This is a genomic window from Rhizobium sp. GN54, assembly GCF_021026345.1.
In the GTDB taxonomy this organism is placed as follows: domain Bacteria; phylum Pseudomonadota; class Alphaproteobacteria; order Rhizobiales; family Rhizobiaceae; genus Mycoplana.
In genome coordinates, this window is sequence record NZ_JAJNCZ010000001.1 from 860,551 (window position 1) to 885,888 (window position 25,338).

At 65.1% G+C, this 25,338-nt stretch carries 25 protein-coding genes and 1 other annotated feature (1 of these 26 only partly in view); of the genes, 14 read left to right on the top strand and 11 right to left on the bottom strand.

Annotated elements, in window-relative coordinates; genetic code table 11:
• Positions 1 to 29: a sequence feature (sul1 is cis-regulatory element that is thought to sense ions involved in sulfur or methionine metabolism; They are found in Alphaproteobacteria), on the top strand (it extends 27 nt beyond the left edge of the window).
• A gap of 70 nt (positions 30 to 99) precedes the next feature.
• Positions 100 to 1,584 carry a SulP family inorganic anion transporter gene (locus tag LQK81_RS04105; RefSeq protein WP_230803621.1) on the top strand — a complete coding sequence of 495 codons (1,485 nt, stop codon included), beginning with the start codon at positions 100 to 102 and terminating at the stop codon, positions 1,582 to 1,584.
• A 72-nt stretch (positions 1,585 to 1,656) separates the two neighbouring features.
• Here the strand turns inward: LQK81_RS04105 and LQK81_RS04110 are convergent, their stop codons facing one another.
• Positions 1,657 to 2,844: a hypothetical protein gene (locus LQK81_RS04110; RefSeq protein WP_230803624.1), complete on the bottom strand. Its 1,188-nt coding sequence runs from the start codon at positions 2,842 to 2,844 to the stop codon at positions 1,657 to 1,659.
• Between the two features lie 213 nt (positions 2,845 to 3,057).
• On the opposite strand from LQK81_RS04110, the gene parC reads away from it, so the two are divergent.
• On the top strand, positions 3,058 to 5,337 hold the full coding sequence (parC, locus tag LQK81_RS04115) for a DNA topoisomerase IV subunit A (protein WP_230803626.1): 2,280 nt from the start codon (positions 3,058 to 3,060) through the stop codon (positions 5,335 to 5,337).
• A gap of 104 nt (positions 5,338 to 5,441) precedes the next feature.
• Here parC and LQK81_RS04120 read toward each other — a convergent pair whose 3' ends face one another.
• The 6 genes from LQK81_RS04120 to hemB form a co-directional block, all read right to left on the bottom strand.
• The gene (locus LQK81_RS04120; protein ID WP_230803629.1) at positions 5,442 to 5,840 is read right to left on the bottom strand and encodes a type II toxin-antitoxin system death-on-curing family toxin; all 399 of its coding nucleotides are present in this window, start codon (positions 5,838 to 5,840) and stop codon (positions 5,442 to 5,444) included.
• On the bottom strand, positions 5,837 to 6,058 hold the full coding sequence (locus LQK81_RS04125) for an AbrB/MazE/SpoVT family DNA-binding domain-containing protein (RefSeq protein ID WP_230803632.1): 222 nt from the start codon (positions 6,056 to 6,058) through the stop codon (positions 5,837 to 5,839). Before LQK81_RS04125 ends, LQK81_RS04120 begins: the two co-directional genes overlap by 4 nt.
• A gap of 63 nt (positions 6,059 to 6,121) precedes the next feature.
• Entirely contained in the window at positions 6,122 to 7,042 is a 921-nt protein-coding gene (locus LQK81_RS04130) for a DMT family transporter (RefSeq protein ID WP_230803636.1), read from the bottom strand.
• 15 nt (positions 7,043 to 7,057) lie between these two features.
• Positions 7,058 to 7,819, bottom strand: a complete 762-nt coding sequence (locus LQK81_RS04135) for an arginyltransferase (RefSeq protein WP_230803640.1) — start codon at positions 7,817 to 7,819, stop codon at positions 7,058 to 7,060.
• A 188-nt stretch (positions 7,820 to 8,007) separates the two neighbouring features.
• Complete coding sequence (locus LQK81_RS04140; RefSeq protein ID WP_230803642.1) at positions 8,008 to 8,469, bottom strand: RDD family protein; 462 nt, start codon at positions 8,467 to 8,469, stop codon at positions 8,008 to 8,010.
• 110 nt (positions 8,470 to 8,579) lie between these two features.
• Positions 8,580 to 9,587 carry a porphobilinogen synthase gene (hemB, locus tag LQK81_RS04145; protein ID WP_230803644.1) on the bottom strand — a complete coding sequence of 336 codons (1,008 nt, stop codon included), beginning with the start codon at positions 9,585 to 9,587 and terminating at the stop codon, positions 8,580 to 8,582.
• A 144-nt stretch (positions 9,588 to 9,731) separates the two neighbouring features.
• On the opposite strand from hemB, the gene LQK81_RS04150 reads away from it, so the two are divergent.
• A complete protein-coding gene (locus LQK81_RS04150; protein WP_230803646.1) occupies positions 9,732 to 10,169 on the top strand; it encodes a DUF6163 family protein in 438 nt (145 codons plus the stop codon).
• Between the two features lie 122 nt (positions 10,170 to 10,291).
• On the top strand, positions 10,292 to 10,801 hold the full coding sequence (gene ldtR, locus LQK81_RS04155; protein WP_230803648.1) for a transcriptional regulator LdtR: 510 nt from the start codon (positions 10,292 to 10,294) through the stop codon (positions 10,799 to 10,801).
• 108 nt (positions 10,802 to 10,909) lie between these two features.
• Here the strand turns inward: ldtR and LQK81_RS04160 are convergent, their stop codons facing one another.
• Positions 10,910 to 11,704 carry a hypothetical protein gene (locus tag LQK81_RS04160; RefSeq protein ID WP_230803651.1) on the bottom strand — a complete coding sequence of 265 codons (795 nt, stop codon included), beginning with the start codon at positions 11,702 to 11,704 and terminating at the stop codon, positions 10,910 to 10,912.
• Positions 11,704 to 12,789 carry a GSCFA domain-containing protein gene (locus LQK81_RS04165; protein WP_230803654.1) on the bottom strand — a complete coding sequence of 362 codons (1,086 nt, stop codon included), beginning with the start codon at positions 12,787 to 12,789 and terminating at the stop codon, positions 11,704 to 11,706. Before LQK81_RS04165 ends, LQK81_RS04160 begins: the two co-directional genes overlap by 1 nt.
• Before the next feature lie 346 nt (positions 12,790 to 13,135).
• Here LQK81_RS04165 and LQK81_RS04170 point away from each other — a divergent pair, with 346 nt between their 5' ends.
• The 6 genes from LQK81_RS04170 to LQK81_RS04195 all read left to right on the top strand — a co-directional run bounded on the left by LQK81_RS04170 (position 13,136) and on the right by LQK81_RS04195 (position 19,185).
• Positions 13,136 to 14,461, top strand: a complete 1,326-nt coding sequence (locus tag LQK81_RS04170) for a L,D-transpeptidase family protein (RefSeq protein WP_230803656.1) — start codon at positions 13,136 to 13,138, stop codon at positions 14,459 to 14,461.
• Positions 14,462 to 14,650: 189 nt separating this feature from the next.
• A complete protein-coding gene (gene glyA / locus LQK81_RS04175) occupies positions 14,651 to 15,949 on the top strand; it encodes a serine hydroxymethyltransferase (RefSeq protein ID WP_230803658.1) in 1,299 nt (432 codons plus the stop codon).
• 9 nt (positions 15,950 to 15,958) lie between these two features.
• Positions 15,959 to 16,438, top strand: a complete 480-nt coding sequence (gene nrdR, locus LQK81_RS04180; protein ID WP_230803659.1) for a transcriptional regulator NrdR — start codon at positions 15,959 to 15,961, stop codon at positions 16,436 to 16,438.
• A 2-nt stretch (positions 16,439 to 16,440) separates the two neighbouring features.
• On the top strand, positions 16,441 to 17,568 hold the full coding sequence (gene ribD, locus LQK81_RS04185; RefSeq protein WP_230803660.1) for a bifunctional diaminohydroxyphosphoribosylaminopyrimidine deaminase/5-amino-6-(5-phosphoribosylamino)uracil reductase RibD: 1,128 nt from the start codon (positions 16,441 to 16,443) through the stop codon (positions 17,566 to 17,568).
• Positions 17,550 to 18,170: a riboflavin synthase gene (locus LQK81_RS04190; RefSeq protein ID WP_230803661.1), complete on the top strand. Its 621-nt coding sequence runs from the start codon at positions 17,550 to 17,552 to the stop codon at positions 18,168 to 18,170. Before ribD ends, LQK81_RS04190 begins: the two co-directional genes overlap by 19 nt.
• Positions 18,171 to 18,375: 205 nt before the next feature.
• Positions 18,376 to 19,185, top strand: coding sequence for a Hint domain-containing protein (locus tag LQK81_RS04195; protein ID WP_230803662.1), 810 nt, complete (start codon positions 18,376 to 18,378; stop codon positions 19,183 to 19,185).
• Positions 19,186 to 19,521: 336 nt separating this feature from the next.
• On the opposite strand, the gene LQK81_RS04200 is transcribed toward LQK81_RS04195, so the two are convergent.
• Positions 19,522 to 20,034: a cupin domain-containing protein gene (locus LQK81_RS04200; RefSeq protein ID WP_230803670.1), complete on the bottom strand. Its 513-nt coding sequence runs from the start codon at positions 20,032 to 20,034 to the stop codon at positions 19,522 to 19,524.
• A gap of 217 nt (positions 20,035 to 20,251) precedes the next feature.
• Between LQK81_RS04200 and ribH the strand changes: the two genes are divergently transcribed.
• From ribH to LQK81_RS04220, 4 genes are all read left to right on the top strand, one after another.
• Positions 20,252 to 20,713 (top strand): 6,7-dimethyl-8-ribityllumazine synthase, encoded by a 462-nt coding sequence (gene ribH, locus LQK81_RS04205; protein ID WP_230803672.1) that lies wholly within the window; start codon positions 20,252 to 20,254, stop codon positions 20,711 to 20,713.
• Positions 20,710 to 21,192 carry a transcription antitermination factor NusB gene (gene nusB / locus LQK81_RS04210; protein ID WP_230803674.1) on the top strand — a complete coding sequence of 161 codons (483 nt, stop codon included), beginning with the start codon at positions 20,710 to 20,712 and terminating at the stop codon, positions 21,190 to 21,192. Before ribH ends, nusB begins: the two co-directional genes overlap by 4 nt.
• An 11-nt stretch (positions 21,193 to 21,203) precedes the next feature.
• Complete coding sequence (locus LQK81_RS04215; RefSeq protein ID WP_230803676.1) at positions 21,204 to 22,427, top strand: MFS transporter; 1,224 nt, start codon at positions 21,204 to 21,206, stop codon at positions 22,425 to 22,427.
• 188 nt (positions 22,428 to 22,615) lie between these two features.
• On the top strand, positions 22,616 to 24,751 hold the full coding sequence (locus tag LQK81_RS04220) for a sodium-translocating pyrophosphatase (RefSeq protein WP_230803678.1): 2,136 nt from the start codon (positions 22,616 to 22,618) through the stop codon (positions 24,749 to 24,751).
• 69 nt (positions 24,752 to 24,820) lie between these two features.
• Here LQK81_RS04220 and LQK81_RS04225 read toward each other — a convergent pair whose 3' ends face one another.
• Positions 24,821 to 25,315, bottom strand: a complete 495-nt coding sequence (locus LQK81_RS04225; protein ID WP_230803679.1) for an outer membrane protein assembly factor BamE — start codon at positions 25,313 to 25,315, stop codon at positions 24,821 to 24,823.
• Positions 25,316 to 25,338 lie beyond the last annotated feature (23 nt).

Here is a 25,338-nt window from a genome sequence, read left to right on the forward strand (position 1 = left end):
TCTTCTGGCCGCCGATCCGCCAGACAACGCAAAAGCATCAGACCAGTCGCATGCCGGACCAAGCCCCGGCCTGGATGCTCTCATTTTGCGAAGTTCTCCATGAAAACCACGCTATCCGCCTACCGGCGCGAATGGTTCTGCAACATTCGTGCCGACATTCTCTCAGGGATCGTCGTCGCCCTGGCCCTCATTCCCGAAGCCATCGGCTTCTCCGTCATCGCCGGCGTCGATCCCAAGGTCGGCCTGTTCGCCTCCTTCGCCATCGCCTGCGTCTCCGCCTTTGCCGGCGGCCGGCCCGGCATGATCTCGGCTGCGACAGCGGCGACCGCCGTCCTGATGGTGACGCTCGTCAAGGAGCACGGGCTGCAATACCTCTTCGCCGCCACGCTCCTGATGGGCGCGATCCAGATTCTGGCCGGCATGTTCAAGCTCGGCCGGGTGATGCGCTTCGTCTCGCGCTCGGTCATAACAGGCTTCGTCAATGCGCTGGCGATCCTGATCTTCATGGCGCAGATGCCCGAGCTCGTCGGCGTGCCGCACCTGACCTATGTGATGATCGCCGCCGGCCTCGCCATCATTTACCTCTTCCCCTACGTGACCAAGGCCGTGCCGTCGCCGCTCGTGGCGATCCTCGTTCTGACCGCGATCGCCTGGTGGGGCGGGCTGGACCTGCGCACCGTCGGCGATCTCGGCGAGCTACCCGCAGCGCTCCCCGTCTTCGCCCTGCCGCAGGTGCCGCTGACCTTCGAGACGCTGCAGATCATCTTTCCCTATTCGGTGGCGCTCGCCGCGGTCGGCCTGCTGGAATCGCTCCTGACGGCGCAGATCGTCGACGACATGACCGACACGACGAGCTCGAAGAGCCAGGAGTGCATCGGCCAGGGCGCCAGCAACATCGCCTCCGGCCTGATCGGCGGCATGGGCGGCTGCGCCATGATCGGCCAGTCGGTGATCAACGTCACGTCAGGTGGCCGCGGGCGGCTGTCGACCTTCGTCGCCGGCGCCTTTCTGCTGTTCCTGATCCTCGTCCTCGACGACCTCGTCCGCATCATCCCGATGGCCGCACTGGTGGCGGTGATGATCATGGTCTCGATCGGCACGTTTTCCTGGCGCTCGGTGCTCGACCTGCGCCGTAATCCGCTGTCGTCCTCGATCGTGATGCTGGCGACGGTGGTGACGACGGTCGGCACGCATGATCTCGCCAAGGGCGTGCTGGTCGGCGTGCTTCTCTCCGGCGTCTTCTTCGCCGGCAAGGTCGCGCGGCTCTTCCGAGTACGCACCGGGATCGATGCCGGCGGCAGCGTTCGCACCTATGTGGTCGAGGGCCAGGTCTTCTTCGCCTCAACGGAAAGCTTCGTCGCCGCCTTCGATTTCGCCGAGGCGGTGGAGAAGGTGGTCATCGACGTCTCCGGCGCCCACCTCTGGGACATCAGCGCCGTCGGTGCGCTGGACAAGGTTGTGCTGAAGTATCGCCGTCACGGCATCGACGTCGAGGTGCGCGGCCTGAACGAGGCGAGTGCCCACATGCTCGACCGCTTCGCGGTGCACGACAAGGACGGCGCAGCACTGCCTGCATCGCACTGAGTGGTCCAATCGGGCATGGAAAACCCGGCGGGATCGCCGCCGGGTCGCTCATCGTCGGTCGCAGGGCCGTTGCTAGTCGTTCGCCGTCACCGTCACGCCCAGCACCTGCGGGATCGTGTTCGGCGCGCCCATGGCGGCGCCCATGATCATCGGGAAGGGGACCGGGGCTGCCGGGGCCGCGGTGATCGTCAGGCTTCGCGGGTCGTCGAGATAGGTATTGACCGCCTGGGCGATCTGGTTCTGCAACTCGGGCATGTTGAGCTGCGCGATCATCAGCGGCGCAAGGCCCTTCAGCGACTGCGCCATCTGCTCGCCGCTGACGCCCTGTTCGGCGCCGACGACGTCCAGCACCTTCTTCGTCAGCGAGGCATCGACGAAGCTGACCTTGGCGCTGTTGAAGGTCAGTTGCTGCATCAGCCCCAGCATCGACATGCCGAGCGCGTTGTTGGCTTCATCGCTTTTGGGGTTGGCCTGGCTCGCCTCGATCGCCTCGCGCATCGCGTTGATGAAGTCCAGCGTATAGCCGGAAATGGCGAAGGTGAGGTCGAGCCGGCCGATATCGTCGAAGTCGAGCGCGTATTCGTCGACCGTCATCAGGCCGGTGTCGAGCGCCCAGCCGCCCTTCATGCTGGCCTTGCCGCTGATCGTGGTCAGGCCCAGCTTCTGGATCGTCTCGCGGCTCTTCGGGTCGTCGACCTGGGTGAGGTCTGCCTTGATGCCGGAGACCGTGCCGTCATAGTCGAGCCCGACATTGCCGGCGCGGCGGACGACGTTGCCCTCCATGCCGGAGAGGGAGAAGACCTCGGTGCCCTTGTTTATGACGGTGATCGGGCCGGAGCTGGCGCGCTCGTAGAAGAGCATGGTGTCGAGCGAGGTGCCGTCGGCCTTCGCCGGGATGACGAGCCCGCCGAGCTCCATGCCGCTCGCCGTGATGGTCGTGTCGCCCTCGGTGCGGTTGACGTCGGCGAACCGGACCGTCTCGACCGTATAGCCGCCGTCGCCGCTTTCCGCCACGCCCTCGAGCCTGACGTCGCCGATCTCCGCCGGCTCGCCGCCGGTCGACGTCACCTTCGTGCCCTGGAGGGTCAGGGTGTCGCCGTCGGTGGCGATGCTGGCGAAAGAGACGGTCAGCCCGCTTGCGCCGTTCGCCGCATTGAGCTTGGCGACGAGGTCGGCGCCGTCCAGCGCGAAGGCGGGGCCTGCAAGGGCTGCAAGCGCAACGCCTGTCAGCGTCGTGCGGAGAGTGCGGTAATGAAACATCGGAATTCCTCTTATCTGGCAATAGGATGACGGGTGCCGTCCCCGCACTTATACGTGTGGCGCGCGGACAATATTCGCGCGCGGTTAAGCATCCGTGCAAGGCCAGTCTAGTGGGCGAAGGGCCCGGAAATGTGACCTGCACCCGCGCGGCTATCCACAGCGCAATCGCCCGGATTTCTTGCCGCGAATCGGCTAGTTCGCTAGTCAAGTCCCATGGGACAAGAGATTTTGCCGCCCGGTGGCGGAGACGACGACAACATCCTTCCGGTCGACCTGAAGGCGGCGCTCGAAGAGCGCTATCTCGCCTATGCGCTGTCGACCATCATGCACCGGGCGTTGCCCGACGTTCGCGACGGCCTCAAGCCGGTCCACCGCCGCATCGTCCATGCCATGCGCGTGCTCAGGCTCGATCCGGGACAGGCCTACAAGAAATGCGCCCGCATCGTCGGCGACGTGATGGGTAAGTTCCACCCGCACGGCGACGCCTCGATCTACGACGCGCTGGTGCGCCTGTCGCAGGATTTCGCCATCCGCTATCCGCTCGTCGACGGGCAGGGCAATTTCGGCAACATCGACGGCGATAACGCGGCCGCGATGCGCTACACCGAAGCGCGGATGACCGACGTCGCGACACTGATCCTGGAGGGGATCGATGAGGATGCGGTCGATTTCCGCCCAACCTACAACGAGGAGGACGACGAGCCGGTCGTGCTGCCGGGCTCCTTCCCCAACCTGCTCGCCAATGGTGCTTCCGGCATCGCGGTCGGCATGGCGACTTCGATCCCGCCGCACAATGCGCACGAACTCTGCGACGCAGCACTTTACCTGATCAAGAACCCGCAGGCGACGGTCGAGGAACTGATGTTCGATCCGGCCAACCCGCAGAAGGGCGGCATCGAGGGACCGGATTTCCCGACCGGCGGCGTGATCGTCGAGAGCCGCGCGAGCATGCTGGAATCCTACCGCACCGGCCGCGGCGGCTTCCGCGTGCGGGCGAAATGGGAGACCGAGGACCTCGGCCGCGGCGGCTACCAGATAGTCGTCACCGAAATCCCCTACCAGGTGCAGAAGTCGCGGCTGATCGAGAAGATCGCCGAACTGCTGATCGCGCGGAAGGTTCCCCTCCTGGAGGACATCCGCGACGAATCCGCCGAGGACGTGCGCATCGTGCTGGTGCCGAAGAGCCGCAGCGTCGATGCGGCTCTCTTGATGGAATCGCTGTTCAAGCTGTCGGAACTGGAAAGCCGCATTCCGCTCAACATGAACGTGCTGTCGATGGGCCGCGTGCCGCGGGTGATGGCGCTGAACGAGGTGTTGTCGGAATGGCTGGCGCATCGCCGCGAGGTGCTGCTGCGCCGTTCGCGTCACCGGCTGGCGGCGATCGAGCGCCGGCTGGAGATCCTCGGCGGCTACCTCGTCGCCTATCTCAACATCGACGAGGTCATCCGCATCATCCGCGAGGAGGACGAGCCGAAGCCCGCCCTGATGGAGCGCTTCACGCTCACGGACCTGCAGGCCGAATCGATCCTCAACATGCGGCTGCGCTCGCTGCGCAAGCTCGAGGAATTCGAGATCCGCACGGAGTTCGACGGCTTGACCAAGGAGAAGGCTGAGATCGAATCCCTGCTCGCCTCGGAAGCCAAGCAGTGGCAGACGGTGGCCTGGCAGATCGGCGAGGTGAAGAAGAAGTTCGCCAAGGCGACCGAGATCGGCCGCCGTCGCAGCCAGTTCTCCGATGCGCCGGAGACCGATATCGAGGCGATCCAGCAGGCCATGATCGAGAAGGAGCCGGTGACGGTCGTCATCTCCGAGAAGGGCTGGATCCGCGCGCTCAAGGGCCATATCGCCGACACCTCCGGCCTGCAGTTCAAGGAGGGCGATGCGCTCAACGTCGCCTTCCCGGCGCAGACGACGGACAAGATCCTGATCGTCACCACCGGCGGCAAGGTCTATACGCTCGGCGCCGACAAGCTGCCGGGCGGCCGCGGCCACGGCGAGCCGCTGCGGATCATGGTCGATATGGAAAACGACCAGGACGTGCTGACGGCTTTCGTCCACGACCCCGCCCGCAAGGTGATCCTCGCCTCGCAGGCCGGCAACGGCTTCGTCGTCGCCGAGACCGAGATGGTCGCCAACACCCGCAAGGGCAAGCAGATCATGAACGTCGGCATGCCGGACGAGGCGAGGCTCGTGGTGCCGGTGCGCGGCGATCACGTCGCCGTCGTCGGCGAGAACCGCAAGATGCTGATCTTCCCGCTCGTGCAACTGCCGGAAATGTCGCGCGGCAAGGGCGTGCGCCTGCAGCGCTACAAGGACGGCGGCGTTTCCGACCTCCGCTGCTTTGCGATGGCCGAGGGGCTCAGCTGGGACGACAGCGCCGGCCGCACCTTCGTCCGCACCCGGGAAGAGCTCACCGAATGGATGGGCGACCGCGCCAGCGCCGGCCGCACGGTGCCGAAGGGCTTCCCGCGTAGCGGCAAGTTCAGCGGCTGAAGCATGTCGCGCAAAAGTGTGCAGCGGTTTTGCGATAACGACATGCAAAAAAGGAGGCCAAAGCGTGCAGAGCGAATCCGGAGGATCGCAACACGCTTTGGTGTTCAGGACCTGGAGGGCAGGGGGGCGGTGAAGTCACGCAGGAAGCGTGTCGCCCCGTCCTCATCGATCTCGCCGGCGGCCACGCCGAGCACGAGTTCGATCACCAGACCCTGATCCGCCCGGATCAGGTGGCCGTTGATGTAGAGAAACATGAAGGCCGCCAGGAATCCGGTGCGCTTGTTGCCGTCCGAGAAGGGATGGTTGCGGACGATACCGTAGAGGTAGGCGGCGGCGAGTACGAACAGGTCATCCTCGCCGTAAGCCGCCTTGTGCTGTGGCCGCGCGAGCGCCGCTTCCAGCGCGTTTTCGTCCTTCAGTCCCGGCAGGCCACCATGTTCTCGCAACTGGTCGCCATGGACGAGTTCGATGGCCTCGCGAGTGAGCCACTTCAGCTGGTTCATTTGGCGAGTTCGCGCAGGGCGACACGGTATTTCTCCATGCCGATGCTCGCGGCGCGGAGCTGTTCGGCGAGCCCGGCATTTTGCGGAACGAGCGTGAGCTGGCCGTTTTCTTCCGTCACGGAAAATTCGTCCCCCGCCTTCAATCCCAGACGCTCCAGCACCTCTTTCGGGATGATGATGCCTTCGGAGTTGCCGATCTTGCGGATGGTGACGTTCATGGCAGTGTCCTCATGTTGCAACGGTGTTATAACATGGATCGCGAGCCGTCGCAATTCGAGCGGTCAGGCCTGTGTCGCGGCGATCTCCGGGCAGCCTTTCAGCCGGCGTGCCGCCCTGGCCTTGCTGTGCATCTGCCACAGCGAATGGGCGAACAGCGCCGCAATCAGGATCGATCCGCCCACAAGCGTCTGGCCGGAGGGGCGCTCGGTGAAGATGATCCACACCCAGATCGGCGCAAGGATGGTCTCCAGCAGGTAGAACATGCCGACCTCGGGCGCGGAGAGATAGCGCGGGCCGGTGGCGAGGCACCAGAACGCCAGCGGGATCATCACGAGCCCGTTGAAAAGGATGAAGCCGGGCTGTTCGATCTGGAACGCCCCGCCCGGCAGCATGGTTAGGGCGACGGCGGCGGGGATGACGGCGGCGACGAGCGGCACGAACCCCATGTCGGCGCCGCTCTTGCGGCTGACGGTGATCGCGCTGGCGAGCACGAACGCGTTCAGGGCTGCCATCACATCGCCGAAGAGATTGCCGCTGACCAGTCCGTCCTGCACGATCAGCGCCACGCCGCACACCATGGCGGCCATGGCGAGCAGCGTCGCGTTGGCCGGCCGCTCGCCGAGGAAGATCCAGGAGAGCAATGCCGCGAACATCGAGGTGAAGGCGAGGATGAAGACCACGTTCGCCGTCGTCGTGTTGAAGACCGCGAGCATGAAGGTCATCGACCCGATGCCGTAGAGCGCGCCGGCCAGGATGCCCGCGCGGCCCGGAACGAGCGTGAGCGGACGCCGGAGCAGGAGGCGCACGATCGACCACACGACGAAGGCGACGGTGCAGGTCGCAAGGCTGCGCACCGCCAGCACCGACCACACCTCGCCCTGCGCGGAGCGGATCAGAGGAATGTCGAAGGAGAGCGCGAGGCCGCCGATGGCGGTGATCAGCAGGCCCTTGCGGTGCAGGGCGGGGTCTTGGAGGTACGACAAGCGAAAATCCGATTCTCAGTCAGAGGTTTCGCCATCATAGCGTTCCCAACCGCGTGCCATCAGGTGCTCCTGCGGCAAAAACTTTGTTTTATAGTCCATCTTCCGCGATCCCTTGACCCAGTAGCCGAGATAGACATGGGGCAGGCCAAGCGCCTTGGCGCGCCGGACGTGGTCCAGGATCATGAAGGTTCCGAGCGAACGCTGGTCCTGGGCGGGATCGAAGAAGGAGTAGACCATCGACAGCCCGTCGCCCATCCGGTCCGTCAGCGCCACCGAAACCAGTTCGCCGCGCGGCCGCTCCTCCAGGCCCGATCCCTCCGCGCGCTTGCGGTACTCGATAATCTTGGTGTGGACATGGGTATCCTCCACCATCATCGCATAGTCGAGCACCGACATGTCGGACATGCCACCCTTCTGGTGGCGGCGATCGAGGTAGCTGCGGAACAGGGAATACTGCTCGCTCGACGGTTCGGCCGGATACTCATAGCCCACGAGATCGGCATTGCCGGCGAGCACGCGCCGCATCGAGCGGGTCGGCCGGAACTCGTTGACGAGGATGCGCACCGAGATGCACGCCCGGCAGGTTTCGCAGGCGGGGCGGTAGGCGATGTTCTGCGAACGGCGGAAGCCACCCTGGGTCAAGAGGTCGTTGAGTTCGGGCGCGCGCTCGCCGACCAGATGGGTGAACACCTTCCGCTCCATTTCATGCGGCAGGTACGGGCAAGCAGCCGGAGCCGTCAGATAGAACTGGGGAGCAGGGGTTGTTTGGGTATTCATGTTTTCGGCGCGCGACTCCAACCGGGCCTGACGATCAATATTAGCATGGCGCAGTTGAGCAAAAGGTCAACCGGTCCGGGCCGGGCGAAACATTACAAATGAAGGGCACCCGGAGCCTCCTTTCGAAGAATGCCGACAGCGCAATGGCTGAGGCGCGGCTTCGGCGGGCGCACCGGATGCAAACGGTGCTAGGTGCTCGATCGCCTGACGACGACGGTGCCGAGCAGGAGATCATGCAAGAGGCGGCTGCGGTCGGTGAAGAGACCGATCAGCAGGATGAACGGCGTCAAAAGCGCATTGCCGATCCAGAACAGCACGAGGTAGACGACGGAGGTGAGGAAATCCATCGGCCGCCCGTCGGTGCGCATGACGACGAGATCCATCACGTTCATGCCGACGCTCGCCTGGTTCGGCCCGCCGACCGTCAGGCCGAAATAGAGCATGGCGACAATGACGAACAGAGCCGGATAGAGCATCCAGCCGAGCCCCAGCGTGATGATGCCGAGAAAGAAGACGACCACCGCCGCCGGCACCCAGAGGAGCGCCACGATCGCATAGTCGATCAGGAAGGCGAAGATCCGTCGCGACAGCACGCCGCGGTAGGCGCGCCAGTCCGTGCTCGGCAGACGAACCTCGTCAATATTGCTCATCGAATGGCTCCTACGTTCAATCATGTTCCTGATATGGGAATTGCCGGTGCGAATGCAACAAACGCACGCGGTATCCTCCGGAAAGCCGATGCGACGACCTGTTCGGGCCGTCAGCCCTTCTTCGCCAGCGCCCTTGCCACCTCGACGGCGAAATAGGTCAGGATGCCGTCGCAGCCCGCGCGCTTGAAGGCCAGCAGCGTCTCCATCATCACCCGGTCGCCGTCGATCCAGCCGTTCATCGCCGCGGCCCTGATCTGCGCATATTCGCCGGACACCTGATAGGCGAACACCGGCAGGCCGAACGCCTCCTTCATCCGCCAGCAGATGTCGAGATAGGGCAGGCCCGGCTTGACCATCAGCATGTCCGCCCCCTCCTCGACGTCGAGTGCCGCGTCGCGGATCGCCTCGGTGCCGTTGGCGGGATCGATATAATAGGTCTTCTTGTCGCCCTTCAGCAGCCCGCCGGTGCCGATCGCCTCGCGATAGGGCCCGTAGAAGGCGGAGGCGAACTTCGTCGCATAGGACATGATGCCGACGTTCTGGTGGCCGGCCTCGTCCAGCGCCTGGCGGATCACGCCGATCCGCCCGTCCATCATCTCGGACGGCGAGATGATGTCCGAGCCGGCGTCCGCCTGGACGACGGCAGCCTTCGCCACCTGTTCCACCGTCTCGTCGTTGACGATCTCGCTGCCGCGCAGGATGCCGTCATGGCCGTGGCTGGTGAAGGGATCGAGCGCCACGTCGGTGATCACGCCGATCTGCGGCACGTGCTGCTTGAGCGCCCGCGTCGCCTGATTGATGAGATTGTCGGCGGCGAGGCTGTTCGACCCCGTCTCATCGCGCAGGCTCATCTCGATGTTGGGGAAGGTGGCGAGCGCCGGCACGCCGAGGTCGGCCGCCTCCTTCGCCGCCTCGACCAGGCGGTCCACGCTCATGCGGTTGACGCCCGGCATCGAGGGGATCGGCTCCACGACGTTCGCGCCGGGAACGACGAAGACCGGCCAGATCAGGTCGTCGACCGTCAGCCTGCTTTCCTGCACGAGGCGCCTCGTCCAGTCCGCCTTGCGATTGCGGCGCATACGCCGGTGGCCGGTGATCTGGTCGACGATGTTGGTCATGGGTCCTGTCCTTGCGAGGTTCTGTGTGCTCATGGCATGCCGATCGCTCCATAGCAGAATGCGGCGCCCGCGCGAATGCGGCACGAAGCCCTTGTTGCGGACATTGACGCTTTATGGGCGGTGGCGGGCTGCTATTGTCCGCCCATGGCTTCTGATTCTCCAAACGTGCCGCGATGGACGCTGACGGACACGCTGTACATGCTGTTCCTGCGGATGATGGCCATCTTGTGCCTGTGGTTCGCGTTGCAGTACTGGGCGATGCTGACCGGCTTCTCGCTGGAGGGGAGGGGGCGCTTTGACCTCCTGCCGTCGGCCTGGAAGGCGGCCTCGACGGCACTGGCCGTCATGTTCCCCGTGGCCGCCGTCGGCCTGTGGCTGCTGGCGCCCTGGGGGGCTGTCATCTGGGTGCTCGCAGCGGCGACCGAGATCGCCATGCACGCGTTCTATCCCTCCATCTTCGGCATCAAGCCGCTGCTCGTCATCGCCCATCTCGCGGTGGCCGCCGTCTACGTGCTTTTCCAGCTTGCCCTGTTCCTGCAGCGGCGCAAGCAGGCGCGTCAGGTAAGGACTGATTTACCCTGAGACAGGGTCGCGTTCCGGTAAGGCGCTGTTAAGGCTGCGGTTTAAGTAGAATTTTAGACGCATTCGATAGGGTCTCACTCAAGGCGGGAACAGACACCGCCACCAAAACAGTGAGGCAGAAAATGAACACGAAGCTTAAGCCGCAGGCACCCGCCATCGACCAGCAGGAAGTTGCGATCCGCAATCTCTATCTGGAATCCCTCCACCTCGTCGAACGCCTGCACCGTCGCCTGCTCGACGTCATCAAGGATGAATTCGACCGTGCCGGCCGTTCCGACGTCAACGCCGTCCAGGCGCTGCTGCTCTTCAACATCGGCAACTCCGAACTGACCGCCGGCGAACTGCGCTCGCGCGGCTACTACCTCGGCTCGAACGTCTCCTACAACGTCAAGAAGCTGGTCGACCTCGGCTTCATCAACCACCAGCGCTCCCGCGTCGACCGCCGCTCGGTCCGCATCAGCCTGACCGAGAGCGGCCAGGGAGTGGCCGAGACGGTCGCCAGGCTCTACGAGCGCCACATCGGCTCGATCCAGCAGGTCGGCGGCATCGGCGAGAACGAGTTCACCGAGATGAACCGCCTGCTGCAGCGCCTCGATCGCTTCTGGAACGATAGCATCCTGTACCGCCTGTGATGGCGCCGGAAAGGCGCGGTCGCCGTATGCCGGAACGCGAAACGGCGACCGCCCGTAGCGCTGCGCTGACGCCTGTCCGATGCAGGCGCGCGCGCCCCTGAACTGAAATCAGCGCCAGTCGGAATTTCCGGCGAGGCGGTCGAGCGCCGCTTCCAGGATCAACGCGCCATAGTCGGCATTCATGTGCTGCAGGTCGTGCTCCGGATGGTCGCTTTCGCTGTCGAGACGGACCGAACCCCGGCTGTACCGGCTATCGGTCATCGCCCCGTCCACCAAGATGTGCGCCGGCGGACGCATGACCCGCTCGCTCCTCATTACCTTCTCGACCGCGTCGAAATAGACCGAGGCAAGTTCCCGCCCCTTTGCGCCTGTCAGAAGGCCAAGGACGGGATTTGTATACTGCGTCCGAAGCTTGGCGTCCGAGGATGGCAGCGGCGTGGGCATGTAGAGAACGGCTGCCGCGCCCTGCTGTGAAATCCGGCTGACGAACTTGTGCGCGAAGCTCTTGCGAACCTTCGCGGCAACCAGTTCCTCGAACACCTTGGTCGAGACCAGATCGAATTCCGCCGACGCGCCAAGTGCTCCGTCGTCCAGCAGCCAGTATGGCCGCCAGCGATCCGTCAACTCCATGGTCTTGAGCAGTCCGAGCCCCGCCGCGACCACGATGATCGCATCGTAAGATTCCAGCGCGATCGCTTCCGTATCCATGGTCTTTGAGAAATATCGCTGGGAAATCTGTGTGGTCGCGACGACTTTGCCGTCCTGGACGGCGAGTTTGCGAAAATGGGCACCTGGCACCCCCAGGAACGAAAGCTGGTGGTCGTAATTTCCTTTCAGTCTTTCCCAGCCGAGCTTCAGTGCTCCGATATGGGAGTTTCCGATGACGCAGATCGCCCTCGCCATCAGGCAAACGCCTCCAGCAGCGCTTCTTCGCAGATCACGTTGTCGGAAGACTTCCCGGCAGAGCGCTTGCCTTTCGCCTTTTGGCGTTTCCCGTCCTTGCCGGCACCAGCGCCAGCCTTCACGCCATGTGCTTTCAAGAACGTCTGCATGACGTGCTTGACGCCGTGCGGGTTCACGGAGCGCATGTTCGGCTCGTAGAAGAAGCCGCGGGTGGAAGGAGAGGCGATGATCTCGTAGGAGGGGAAATAGTCGATATCGTCGAACCGGTTGCAGAGCGAGCCGCATACGGCACGCAGGACGGATTTCGAATAGGTCGTCGCCACCAGCACGTTCTGCCCCGAGGCTGTCGCCGCCAGGGGCACGGGCGAGACGGTGAAGAGGAAGCGCATTGCGGGATTGATCGCCTTGAGGATTGTCCGCACCTCGATCATGTCCTGCAGGATCTCCACGAAATCGAAGTTGACGAAGGCGAACGTCTCGTCGTCGAACTGCCCGGCGACGACGCCGGGGCAGGTCGGGTAGACGACGCCCGAACCGGTCGCGCGCCAGGCCTCGGTGAGGCCGAGCGTGAAGATGAAGATATCCGTCCTCTCCAGCATCGCCCGCACCTTCCCGAGGTGCTTGGAGCGATGGGCCATGGCTTCTGCCAGGCTGTCGAGCCCGGTGGGCTCCACGGAGGGCCGGAGCGCGTCGTAGTAGCGCCCGTCGCGCGTCCAGAAATCGCCCTCCCGAACCGTTCCCGCCTGGCTGTCCTTCAGCAATTGCAGCAACTGGCGGGCTGTATAGATATTGCCGTAGCGGGCGGAATAGATCCCGTAGCCATAGGTCTCGGCGAACCGGCGATCAAGGTCCTCTGGCGGCGGCTCCTGGTCGATGACGGAAAAGCCGCTCGCCTTCAACGCCCGGCCGACATGCTGTGCAAAACAGCTGCCCGCCACCGCGATCCGGTCCGCGGGGCCGATCGGGAAACGGGGCGAATAGAGGTCCTCCATATCCAGAGGGTGCCTATCCGCCACGGCGCTGCGCCAGTATCGGGACGGGGGGAGGTCGGTGTAGGGCGTGGAAACGGGGCGGTCCGAGGTCATCGATCTGCTCTTGTCGCAAGCGAATGACGAGAAAGCCGTGCCTGGAGATTATTTCAGCTTTTCCCGAAGTGTAAACGATCAATCGGAATGTGTTGGCTGAGAGGCTGGATACAGCACCGGACATCACCCCGCGATCACGCCTGCGTGAGGCCGGCGTGTTCGCGCCAGACACGCTTTGGCCATATTACTGTGACAGCGAGAGGATGGCTCCAGCCATGCAGGTTCGGCATGGCCGGTCTCCGTTTGTTAACCCTGTTCGTATTAGGTTCCGTGGGATATGGGCCGTGTGGCGCAAGATTCGTACGGGCGATGGTCGCTTGCGGCCGGGCAGAGAATGGTAGGATAGATGTCTCGCAAGATCGGAATTGATGTGTTTTCGCGCCGCGCCTTCCTGCGGTCCGCAGCCACTGTCGGCGCTGCCGCCGTTGCCGGATCGGCCGCCGCCCAGACCGCGATCGACGACATCCTCAACGCCACGGGGCGGGGCAACTGGGACGACCAGTTCGACGCCAAGGCGTCGCGCACCGCGACCGCTGTCGTCTCCAACAATCCGATCTTCGGCCCCGGCTCGGCCGGCCACATCCAGCAGGCGATCTTCGACTACCAGAACATCGTCTCCAGCGGCGGCTGGCCGATGGTCAATGCCTCGCAGAGGCTCGAGCTCGGCGTCAGCGACGGCTCCGTCCAGCAGTTGCGCCAGCGCCTGATCGTCTCGGGCGACCTGCCGCGCTCTGCCGGCATCTCGAACGCCTACGATTCCTACGTCGACGGCGCGGTCAAGCGCTTCCAGGCCCGCCACGGCCTGCCCGCGGACGGCGTGCTCGGCGAGTTCACGCTGAAGGCGATGAACGTTCCGGCGAATGTCCGTCTCGGCCAGCTCCAGACCAACCTCATCCGCATCCAGGCCATGTCCGGCGACCTCGGCCACCGCTTCGTGATGGTCAATATCCCGGCCGCCTATATCGAGGCTGTCGAGAACAATCGTGTGGCGCTCCGCCACGCCGCGATCGTCGGCAAGATCGACCGCCCGACGCATGCCATCAACTCCAAGATCTACGAAGTCATCCTGAACCCGTACTGGACCGCGCCGCGCTCGATCATCGAGAAGGATATCGTGCCGCTGATGCGCAAGAATCCGAGCTACCTGAAGGACAACGCCATCCGTCTGCTCGACGGCAAGGGCAACGAGGTGGCGCCGGAGACGATCGACTGGTACGCCGACAAGGCGCCGAACCTGATGTTCCGGCAGGACCCCGGCAAGATCAATGCCATGGCCTCGACGAAGATCAACTTCCACAATCCGAACAACGAGTACATGCACGACACGCCCTCGCAGGGCCTGTTCAACAAGCTGATGCGCTTCGAATCCTCCGGCTGCGTGCGCGTGCAGAACGTCCGCGACCTCATCACCTGGCTGCTGCGCGATACGCAGGGCTGGTCGCGCCAGGAGATCGAGCGCGTCATCGCCACCCGCCAGAACACCCCGATCAAGCTCGCCCAGGAAGTGCCAGTCTACATCGTCTACGTCACGGCCTGGTCGGCGACCGACCGCGTCGTGCAGTTCCGCGACGACATCTACGAGCAGGACGGCGTGGCCGAACTGGCGCTGCAGACCAATATCGGCGTCGAACAGGCCGCCGGCCCGATCGACAGGGACTTCCTGCCGCAGTAAGCCTGCCCGCCGCGACTTTCGCAGGGCCGTGCAATCGGAAGGTTGCGCGGCCCTTTCCGTTGCGGCCGTCGGCCGGCGTCGTAATTGTTCCAAAGCCCGGCTCGAAATGCCGCAATCGGCACAGCGGATATTGCCCTTGCCATGCGAGGACGATAAACACCGTGCCACCGTCTTACAGGAGCCTCGAGGATGAGCCTTTCTTCCAACACCGAAGCATTCTTCTCCCGCTCGCTTGCCGATACCGATCCGGATATTTTCGGCGCGATCGAGAAGGAACTCGGCCGCCAGCGCCATGAGATCGAGCTGATCGCTTCCGAGAACATCGTCTCGCGCGCCGTGCTCGAGGCCCAGGGCTCGATCATGACCAACAAGTATGCCGAGGGCTATCCGGGCAAGCGCTATTACGGCGGCTGCCAGTTCGTCGACATCGCCGAGGAACTGGCGATCGAGCGCGCCAAGAAGCTGTTCGGCGTCAACTTCGCCAACGTCCAGCCGAACTCCGGTTCGCAGATGAACCAGGCGGTGTTCCTGGCGCTGCTGCAGCCGGGCGACACCTTCATGGGCCTCGACCTGAACTCGGGCGGCCACCTGACCCACGGCTCGCCGGTCAACATGTCCGGCAAGTGGTTCAACGTCGTCTCCTACGGCGTGCGCGAAGGCGACAACCTGCTCGACATGGACGACGTTGCGCGCAAGGCCGAGCAGCACAAGCCGAAGCTCATCATCGCCGGCGGCACCGCCTATTCGCGCATCTGGGACTGGAAGCGCTTCCGCGAGATCGCCGATTCGGTCGGCGCCTACCTGATGGTCGACATGGCCCACATTGCCGGCCTCGTCGCCGGTGACCAGCATCCCTCGCCGTTCCCGCATTGCCACGTCGCCACCACCACGACGCACAAGTCGCTGCGCGGCCCGCGCGGCGGCGTCGTCCTGACCAATGACGAGGACATCGCCAAGAAGATCAACTCGGCCGTCTTCCCGGGCCTGCAGGGCGGCCCGCTGATGCACATCATCGCCGCCAAGGCCGTGGCCTTCGGCGAGGCGCTCAAGCCGGACTTCAAGGACTATGCCGCCCAGATCGTCAAGAACGCCAAGGCGCTGGCCGAGACGCTGATCGCAGGCGGCCTCGACATCGTCTCCGGCGGCACCGACAACCACCTGATGCTGGTCGACCTGCGCAAGAAGAACGCCACCGGCAAGCGCGCCGAGGCGGCACTCGGCCGCGGCTACATCACCTGCAACAAGAACGGCATCCCCTTCGACCCCGAAAAGCCCTTCGTCACGTCAGGCATCCGCCTCGGCACGCCGGCAGGCACCACGCGCGGCTTCAAGGAGGCCGAGTTCAAGGAGATCGGCAACCTGATCGTCGAGGTCCTCGATGGCCTGAAGGTCGCCAATTCCGACGAGGGCAATGCTGCCGTCGAGGCTGCGGTCCGGGAGAAGGTGGTCAAGCTGACCGACCGCTTCCCGATGTATCCCTACATGTAAGGAGGCGGCATGCGCTGCCCCTATTGCGCCTCGGAAGATACCCAGGTGAAGGATTCCCGTCCTGCAGAGGACGGGACCGCCATCCGCCGCCGCCGCATCTGCCCGGATTGCGGCGGCCGTTTCACCACCTTCGAGCGGGTGCAACTGCGGGACCTGATGGTGCTGAAGAAGACGGGCAAGAAGGCCCCCTTCGAGCGCGAGAAGCTGATGAAGTCGTTCGAGATCGCGCTGCGCAAGCGGCCGGTCGATCGCGACCGGATCGAGCGGGCGGTCTCGGGCATCGTCCGCAGGCTGGAGAGCTCCGGCGAGACCGAGATCTCTTCGGAGCAGATCGGCCTGCAGGTGCTGGAGGCGCTGAAGGCGCTGGATGACGTGGCCTTCGTCCGCTACGCCTCCGTCTACCGCGACTTCTCCCATGTGGACGATTTCGAAAAGACGCTCAGCGAGGTCGCCGCGAAGATCGCGCGCGACCCTGGCGACGAGGGCTGAGCATGGCGGATGCGGCGGAAGACGAGCGCTTCATGGCCGCAGCGATCCGGCTGAGCCTGCGCAATCTCGGGCGCACCGGTACCAATCCGTCCGTCGGCTGCGTGCTGGTCAAGGACGGGCGCGTGCTTGCCACCGGCGTTACCGACATCGGCGGCCGCCCGCATGCCGAACGCATGGCACTCGGCGAGGCAGGCGAGGCGGCACGCGGGGCAACCGCCTACGTCACCCTCGAGCCCTGTTCCCACCACGGCAGGACGCCGCCCTGCGCCGATGCGCTGATCGAGGCGGGGGTTGCGCGGGTGGTGGTGGCCGTGCGCGATCCGGACGAGCGCGTCTCGGGCAGGGGATTTGCCATGCTCGAAGCGGCGGGGATCGCGGTCGAGACCGGCGTGCTGGCTGAAGACGGGCGCCGGGCACTGGCCGCCTATCTCATGCGGCAGGTGAAGAAACGCCCCTATATCACTCTCAAGCTGGCGGTTTCTCCGGACGGCATGATCGGTCGGCTCGGCGCCGGCCAGCTTGTCGTCACCGGCCCCGTCGCGCGCGGGCAGGTACAGGTCCTGCGGGCTGCGAGCGATGCGATCCTGATCGGCGTCGGCACGGCCGAGGCGGACGATCCGGAACTGACCTGCCGCCTGCCGGGGCTCGGCGACCGTTCGCCGATCCGCATCGTGCTGGATCGCGACCTGAGGCTGCCGCCCTATGGGAAGCTGGCGCTCACCGCAAACACGGTGCCGGTGATGGCGATCGCGACCGAGCCGCCGCGCTTCGACGAGGCCGAGGACCAGGCGTTTCTCGCCCGCCGCTCGGTGCTGGACGAGGCGGGCGTCGAGGTCGTGCAGTGCGATCCGCACAAGCTGCCGGTTCTCCTGTCGGCGCTGGCGTCGCGCGGCATTGCCTCGCTTCTGGTGGAAGGCGGCGCGTCCGTCGCGTCGAGCTTCCTTTCGGCGGGCCTCGTCGACCGCATCCATCTCTACGCGGGAGCGGTCCCCATTGGCGAAGGGGGGATCCGATCCCCACTTGTGCCCGGAACGGCGCCCGCAGGCTTCTCGCTCGTGCGTACCCTGCGGTTCGGCCCCGATTTGTTGGAAGAATACGAAAGAGACTGGTCATGTTCACTGGAATCGTAACGGATGTCGGCACGGTCGAGCGGGTCGAACCCATGAACGAGGGCGTGCGGCTGCGCGTGCGCACGGCCTATGACCCCTCGACGATCGACATGGGGGCCTCGATCTCCCATGCCGGCACCTGCCTGACGGTGACGGCGCTGCCCACGGCAGGCTCCAATGAACGCTGGTTCGAGGTCGAGGCCTGGGAAGAAGCGCTGCGGCTGACCACGATCGCCGCCTGGAATGCGGGCACGCGCGTCAATCTCGAACGCTCGCTGAAGATCGGCGACGAACTCGGCGGCCATCTCGTCTCCGGCCATGTCGACGGCAAGGCCGAGATCCTGTCCGTCGAGGCCGAGGGCGACGCCACCCGCTATACGCTGCGCGCCCCGGCTGGCCTCGAGCGCTTCGTCGCGCCGAAGGGCTCGGTCGCGCTCGACGGCACCTCGCTCACGGTCAACCGGGTCGAGGGCGACGTGTTCGACGTCCTGTTGATCCGGCACACGCTCGAGGTGACGACATGGGGCGAGCGCAAGGCTGGCGATTTCGTCAACTTCGAGGTCGACACCATGGCGCGCTATGCCGCCCGCCTCGCCGAATTCCCAACCTCAAAGACGATCTAGATCGTTCGTTCGAGGTCTAGCTCCGCTGGCGGATATCCACTTTAGCGGTACGCCCTCCTCCTGAAGACCGATCGCTATCCCCTCCGGGGTACCCGGCGCCACCGTATTCGGGGGCGCGGAGCGGGTGGACGCATGTTCCTTAACATCCCTGATTGCGGCAGGATGTGGTGTGTACGGTAGCGGATAGCGGTGCAAGGAGGAAGCTATGTCTACGAACGGTAAGCAACGTTCCGAGTTCAACCGGGCTCGACGGAATTTCCTCGGCGCGGCCGTGGCCGCGGGCGCGAAGGCAGCGGCCATCGGTGTCGCGGCGACGAGCATGTTTCCCGGCAGCGCGCTCGCCCATCGCGGACGCAAGGGCAAGCCGGGCTGGGGGCCGCGCTGTTTCCTGCGCGGCACTGCGATCGCGACCCCGAAGGGGGAAGTGCTGGTCGAGAACCTTCGCGTCGGCGACCATATCACCACGGTGACCGGCAAGAGCATGGCCGTTCGCTGGATCGGCCGGCAGACCTTCAAGCGGACGGGCTCCGCCTGGACGAGGAACGTGATGCCGATCCGCATCGCGCGCGATGCGCTCGCCGATGGCGTTCCGGCGAAGGACCTCTATCTTTCGCCCTACCACCACCTGCATGTGGACGGCGTGCTGATCCAGGCCAAGGACCTGGCCAACGGTCGTTCGATCGTTCCGGCAATGCCGAAGGGGCACGATACGGCCGATTATTTCCACATCCTGCTGGACAGCCACGAGATCGTGCTGGCCGAGGGTGCGCCGGCCGAGACCTTCCGCATCGAGGCGGCCAACTACGAGATCTTCGCGAACTTCGCCGAAGTGACCAAGGTCATGCCGGATGCGGCCACGCTCACCATGGCGTCCTTCGCCCCGGTCATGCACCAGCGCGGCCGCGATCACCTCAAGGCCCTGCTGCGGACGGTCGTGATGCCGTTCGCCAAGAGGGACGACCCGATCGGCGACGCCCATGTGCGGCTTGCCGAGCGCGCAAGAACGCTCGCCTGAACCGGCCCGGGCTCCCCCGCGGGAGCCCGCTTGTCCCGGAAGCAGCCGCTGTCCGCGACTCCGACCGGGCAAGGCCTTGTGCCGGGCAATCGTTCGAGCAGTCACCACGGGTGCCGTCGTGCCGGACTTGATCCGGCGTCCAGCGCGCGCAAGTCCTTGCGCGAAAAAGCGATCTTTCGCGCCGCAGACGCGGCGCTGCTGGCCCCGGATCAGGTTCGGGGTGACAAATGACGGGCGCTCCCGACAAGGATTGCAGCAAACCGGGGGCGAGACAGTTTCGCGCCTTGCTGCCTCGGCGGGCGCAGAGCCATCTGTGTCGGGGAGGGGAGCGTTCAATCAGCTCTCGTCCGCTCCCGGCTCGCCCTCCCAGTAGTCGACCGCGCTCTCCAGCCGGCCGAGGTAGCGGAACTCGACGGGGCCGCCGGCTTCCTTGCGGGTCTTGGCGAGGAACTTGCCGGAGTCCGGATATTCGCAGATCTCGGTTGCCGCCATGGTCGAGATCGACAGGTATTTCAGCGGCACCTCTCCGGTATTGACCAGGTGATGGGCCGTGTCCGCCCCGCCGGCCGGCGCACCGAGCACATCGCCCGGCCCGACCGGATGGCGGGTCTCGCCGAAGCGGTAAGTGCCGGTCCCTTCGAGGATGACGAAGAGTTCCTCCTCGACATGGTGGCTATGGAACGGACAGCCGGACTTGCCCGGCGGCACCTCGCTGTAGCCGATCCCGAGGTTCTTCAGCCCGAGCAGCCGGCCGAATGCGATGTCGCGCGATTCGTAGAGGCTGCCTCTCGTCCAGTGATCGAGCTTCGACCGGCCTGGGTTGACGACGGGTTTTGGGAGCTTTTCCATGATCCGGTTCCTCCGATGGCGGCTGTGACGCTCTCGCCGCGACTTCAGCGACAGCGATCGGGACACGTGTCCGGATCGCGCCTGCGACACATTGCGCATGGTTTGCGGGATTCGCACAGATGTGTGCGAATTTCCTTGCCATCGCCGGCCCGTCGTGGTTTGACCGCGCCTCTGCCGCGACGATCCGCGTGCCATTTTTCCAACGTTCGGGTGACCCATGGCAAATGCTGAAACCCCACATCTCCTCGTCGTCGAGGCACGTTTCTACGACGACATGGCGGACGCGCTGCTCGACGGCGCCAAGGCGGCGCTCGACGCTGCGGGGGCGACCTACGACATCGTGACGGTTCCCGGCGCGCTGGAGATCCCCGGCGCCATCTCCATGGCGCTCGACGGCATGGACTACGGCGGCACCGAATATGACGGTTTCGTCGCTCTCGGTATGGTCATCCGCGGCGAGACCTATCACTTCGACATCGTCGCCAACGAATCCAGCCGCGCCATCATGGACCTGACCGTCAGCGAAAGCCTGCCGATCGGCAACGGCATCCTGACGGTCGAGAACGACGAGCAGGCCTGGGCGCGCGCCCGCCGATCCGAGGGCGACAAGGGCGGGTTCGCTGCGCGCGCGGCGCTCAAGATGATCGAACTGAAGAAGAAACTGGGCGGCGTATCGTGACCAAGGACAAATCGGACCAGCCGGTAAGACAGGCGAACCAGCGCGGGGCGGCCCGCCTTGCGGCCGTTCAGGCGCTCTACCAGATGGACATCAGCGGCAGCGGGGTCCTGGAGATCGTCGCCGAGTTCGAGGCGCACCGTCTCGGCCAGGAGATCGACGGCGAGACCTACCTGAAGGCGGATCCCGCCTGGTTCCGCTCGATCGTCTCCGGCGTCGTGCGCGACCAGCGCAAGCTCGACCCGCTGATCGGCGGCGCGCTGCAGGACGACTGGGCGCTGTCGCGGCTCGACGCCACGGTGCGCGCGATCCTGCGCGCCGGCGTCTTCGAACTCATCGAGCGCAAGGACGTGCCGGTGGCGGTCATCGTCACCGAATATGTCGAGATCGCCAAGGCCTTCTTCGAGGACGACGAGCCGAAGCTCGTCAACGCCGTGCTCGACCGGATCGCCAAGCAGGTCCGCACGGAGCGGAAGGCCTAGAGGTTCCTGCGATGACGGTTGCGGCGCAAGGTCTGGAAGGCGAACTGGCTGCCGCGCGCCGCAACGTGTTTCTGCTGTCGGCGGCGCAGGCGATCCTCGCCTCCGCGGGACCGATCGTCTTCGCCGTCGGCGGGCTTGCCGGCTACCAGCTGCTGGGCGAGGACAAGTCGCTCGCCACCGCGCCGCTGACGGGTTTCAACGTCGGCGTCGCCCTTGGCGCCGTCCTCGTCGCCATCCTCGCGCGCGCGCTCGGCCGTGCCAATGGCTTCATCGTCGGCGCGCTGCTGGGCGCAGCCGGCGGCCTGCTTTCGGCGATCGCCCTGTTCCGCTCCGATTTCTGGCTGATGGCGGCGGGCTTCCTGATGATCGGGGTCTCGAGCGGCTTTGCCCAGAAGATCCGATTTGCCGCAGCCGACGCCTCGCCTTCGTTCTACAAGCCGCGGGCGATCTCCTGGATCCTTGCTGGCGGCGTCGTTTCCGCCATCCTCGGTCCCCAGCTCGTCATCTTCACCAAGGATCTCTTCGAGCCCGTGCTCTTCGCCGGTGCCTTCGTGGCGCTCGTCCCGCTGTGCCTGTCGGCGATCGTGCTGTTTCTGATGCTGCGCCTGCCGGAGACCAGGATTTCGGCAGGCGTGCAGGCGGCGCCCGTCCGGCCGCTGGCCGAGATCGTGCTCACCCAGCGCTTCCTGACGGGCATGGTCTGCGGCATCGCCACCTATGCGCTGATGACCTTCATGATGACCGGTGCGCCGCTCGCCATGGTGATCGGCTGCGGCTTCTCGCCGGAACTCGCCACCCTCGGCATCCAGTGGCACGTGCTTGCCATGTTCGCGCCGAGCTTCTTCACCGGCATGCTGATCCAGCATTTCGGCACCGAGAAGGTGGTCGCGGCCGGCCTCCTGATCCTGATGGCCTGCGCGGCGATCGCCCATATGGGCATCGCGCTCTGGAACTTCTGGGGGGCGCTGATCCTGCTCGGCGTCGGCTGGAACTTCGGCTTCATCGGCTCCACTGCGATCGTCGCCTCCAGCTACCGCCCGCACGAGGCCGACAAGGTCCAGGGCTTCCACGACATCGTCCTCTTCGGCACGGTCGCGCTCGCGTCCTTCTCCTCCGGCAAGGTCTTCACCGCCTATGGCTGGCAGACCATCAACCTCGTCTTCTGGCCGGTGACGGGTATCAGCCTCTTCCTCGTTTTGATGCTGCTCTACCGCACGCGGGCAAGGGCCCGCTGATCTGCGCCTTTGGCAGGATAAGCCCTGCCGATCATTGTGATCTGGCGCCTGCGTCTTGACGCGGGCGATTCGCACTTGCACTCTGCCCCTGTCGTCAACCGCCCGTTTTGTGAGGAGGCAATCGGGTCGCTGGCGTTTTTTATGGCCGTAGCTCTGGGAACTGCGGCCTCACAGGAGGAAATAGCGAAATGGCCATATTGTTGGGCGTTATCGCATGCGGGTTGCTCTCGGTGGTTTATGCCATCTGGGCGACGCGGTCGGTGCTTGCCGCCGATCAGGGGAACGCCCGCATGCAGGAAATTGCAGGCTATATCCGGGAGGGGGCTCAGGCCTATCTCACCCGCCAGTACAAGACCATTGCAATCGTCGGGATCGTCGTCTTCATCGCCGCCTGGCTTCTTCTGTCATCCACCGCCGCCATCGGCTTTCTGATCGGCGCGGTGCTGTCCGGCGTCGCCGGCTTCATCGGCATGCACGTCTCCGTCCGCGCCAACGTGCGCACGGCGCAGGCGTCTTCGGTCAGCCTGGCGGCCGGCCTCGAGATCGCCTTCAAGTCCGGCGCCATCACCGGCATGCTGGTGGCGGGCCTGGCGCTCCTCGGCGTCTCGATCTACTACTGGTACCTGACCGCGATCCTCGGCCATGATCCGGCCGCCCGCGAGGTCATCGATTCGCTCGTGGCACTCGGCTTCGGCGCCTCGCTCATCTCCATCTTCGCCCGTCTCGGCGGCGGCATCTTCACCAAGGGTGCGGACGTCGGCGGCGACCTCGTCGGCAAGGTCGAGGCCGGCATTCCCGAGGACGATCCGCGCAACCCGGCCACGATCGCCGACAACGTCGGCGACAATGTCGGCGACTGCGCCGGCATGGCGGCCGACCTGTTCGAGACCTATGCCGTCTCGGTCGTGGCGACCATGGTGCTGGCGGCGATCTTCTTCGCCGGAACGCCGGTGCTGGCCGCGGCGATGGTCTATCCGCTGGCGATCTGCGCGGCCTGCGTGATCACCTCGATCATCGGCACCTTCTTCGTCAAGCTCGGAACCAACAACTCGATCATGGGCGCCCTCTACAAGGGTTTGATCGCCACCGGCCTGCTGTCGATCCTGGGCCTTGCGGCCGCGACCTCGCTGACGGTCGGCTGGGGTTCGATCGGCATGGGCGGCGGCGTCGAGGTGACGGGGGCGAACCTGTTCGTCTGCGGCCTGCTCGGCCTCGTCGTCACCGCGCTGATCGTGGTCATCACCGAGTATTACACCGGCACCAACAAGCGGCCGGTCAATTCGATCGCGCAGGCTTCGGTGACCGGCCACGGCACAAACGTCATCCAGGGCCTGGCGGTCTCGCTGGAATCGACCGCGTTGCCGGCGATCGTCATCGTCGGCGGCATCATCTCCACCTACCAGCTCGCCGGACTGTTCGGCACCGGCATCGCGGTCACCGCCATGCTGGGGCTTGCCGGGATGATCGTGGCGCTCGACGCCTTCGGTCCGGTGACCGACAATGCCGGCGGCATCGCCGAGATGTCGCACCTGCCGCCGGAGGTGCGCAAGTCCACGGATGCGCTCGACGCGGTCGGCAATACCACCAAGGCCGTCACCAAGGGCTATGCGATCGGCTCGGCCGGCCTCGGCGCGCTCGTGCTGTTCGCCGCCTATTCGAACGACCTCGCCTATTTCGCCGCCAATCCGGAGCGCTATCCATACTTTGCCGGCATGGGCGAGATCTCCTTCGATCTCTCCAATCCCTATGTGGTGGCAGGGCTGATCTTCGGCGGGCTGATCCCCTACCTCTTCGGCGGCATCGCCATGACCGCCGTCGGCCGGGCCGCAGGCGCGATCGTCGAGGAGGTGCGCCGGCAGTTCAAGGAGAAGCCCGGCATCATGCAGGGCACGGACAAGCCGAACTACGGCCGCGCCGTCGACCTTCTGACCAAGGCCGCGATCCGCGAGATGATCGTGCCCTCGCTGCTGCCGGTGCTGGCGCCGCTCGTCGTCTATTTCGGCGTGCTCCTGATCTCCGGCTCCAAGGCCTCGGCCTTTGCGGCGCTGGGCGCCTCGCTGCTCGGCGTCATCGTCAACGGCCTGTTCGTGGCCATCTCGATGACCTCCGGCGGCGGCGCCTGGGACAATGCCAAGAAGAGCTTCGAGGACGGCTTCGTCGACAAGGACGGCCATCGCCACATGAAGGGGTCCGAAGCCCACAAGGCGTCCGTCACCGGCGACACGGTCGGCGATCCCTACAAGGACACGGCCGGCCCGGCTGTGAACCCGGCGATCAAGATCACCAACATCGTCGCACTTCTGCTCCTGGCCGTCCTGGCTTGAGGGCAGGGAAACGAGAAAGGCCGCGGAGCGCAAGCTCCGCGGCCTTTTGCATGGGGATCGTGGGCGCCGCTATTGCGGCTGGCTGAGCGCGTTGCGGATCGCTGCGTTCGGATCGGCGCCGCCCTTCAGGAGCTGTCCGAGGAAGGTCTGCTCGACGCCGCCGGTCGGCGTGGTGCGCGAGATCATGTCGAACGGCACGCCGTCCTTCATCGTATAGTTGGCAAGGCGATCCACGTTGCCTTCCTTGTTGAAATAGACCGTCAGGATGCTCTGCTCGATCAGCTTCGGCTTCATGAAGGCGACCGGGCGCGAACGCTTCTGCGAGATGTAGTAGAAGACCTCGGTGTCGAAGGTCGCCGTCGTCGACGGCGTGCCGAGCGACAGCAGCACCTGTTCGCGCGAGGAGCCGACCGGGGCGAGCGCCAGCGTCTGTTCGTCGACGACATAGCCCTGGTTCAGGATCTCGCCGGTCTGGCATCCTGCAAGCACGGTGGTGGAAAGGCCGATGGCAATGGCTGCGTTGCGTAGCAATTTCATGTCAGTCCCAAAATAGCGTCTCTTCAACGACAATCCCCTTGAGCCTAAGA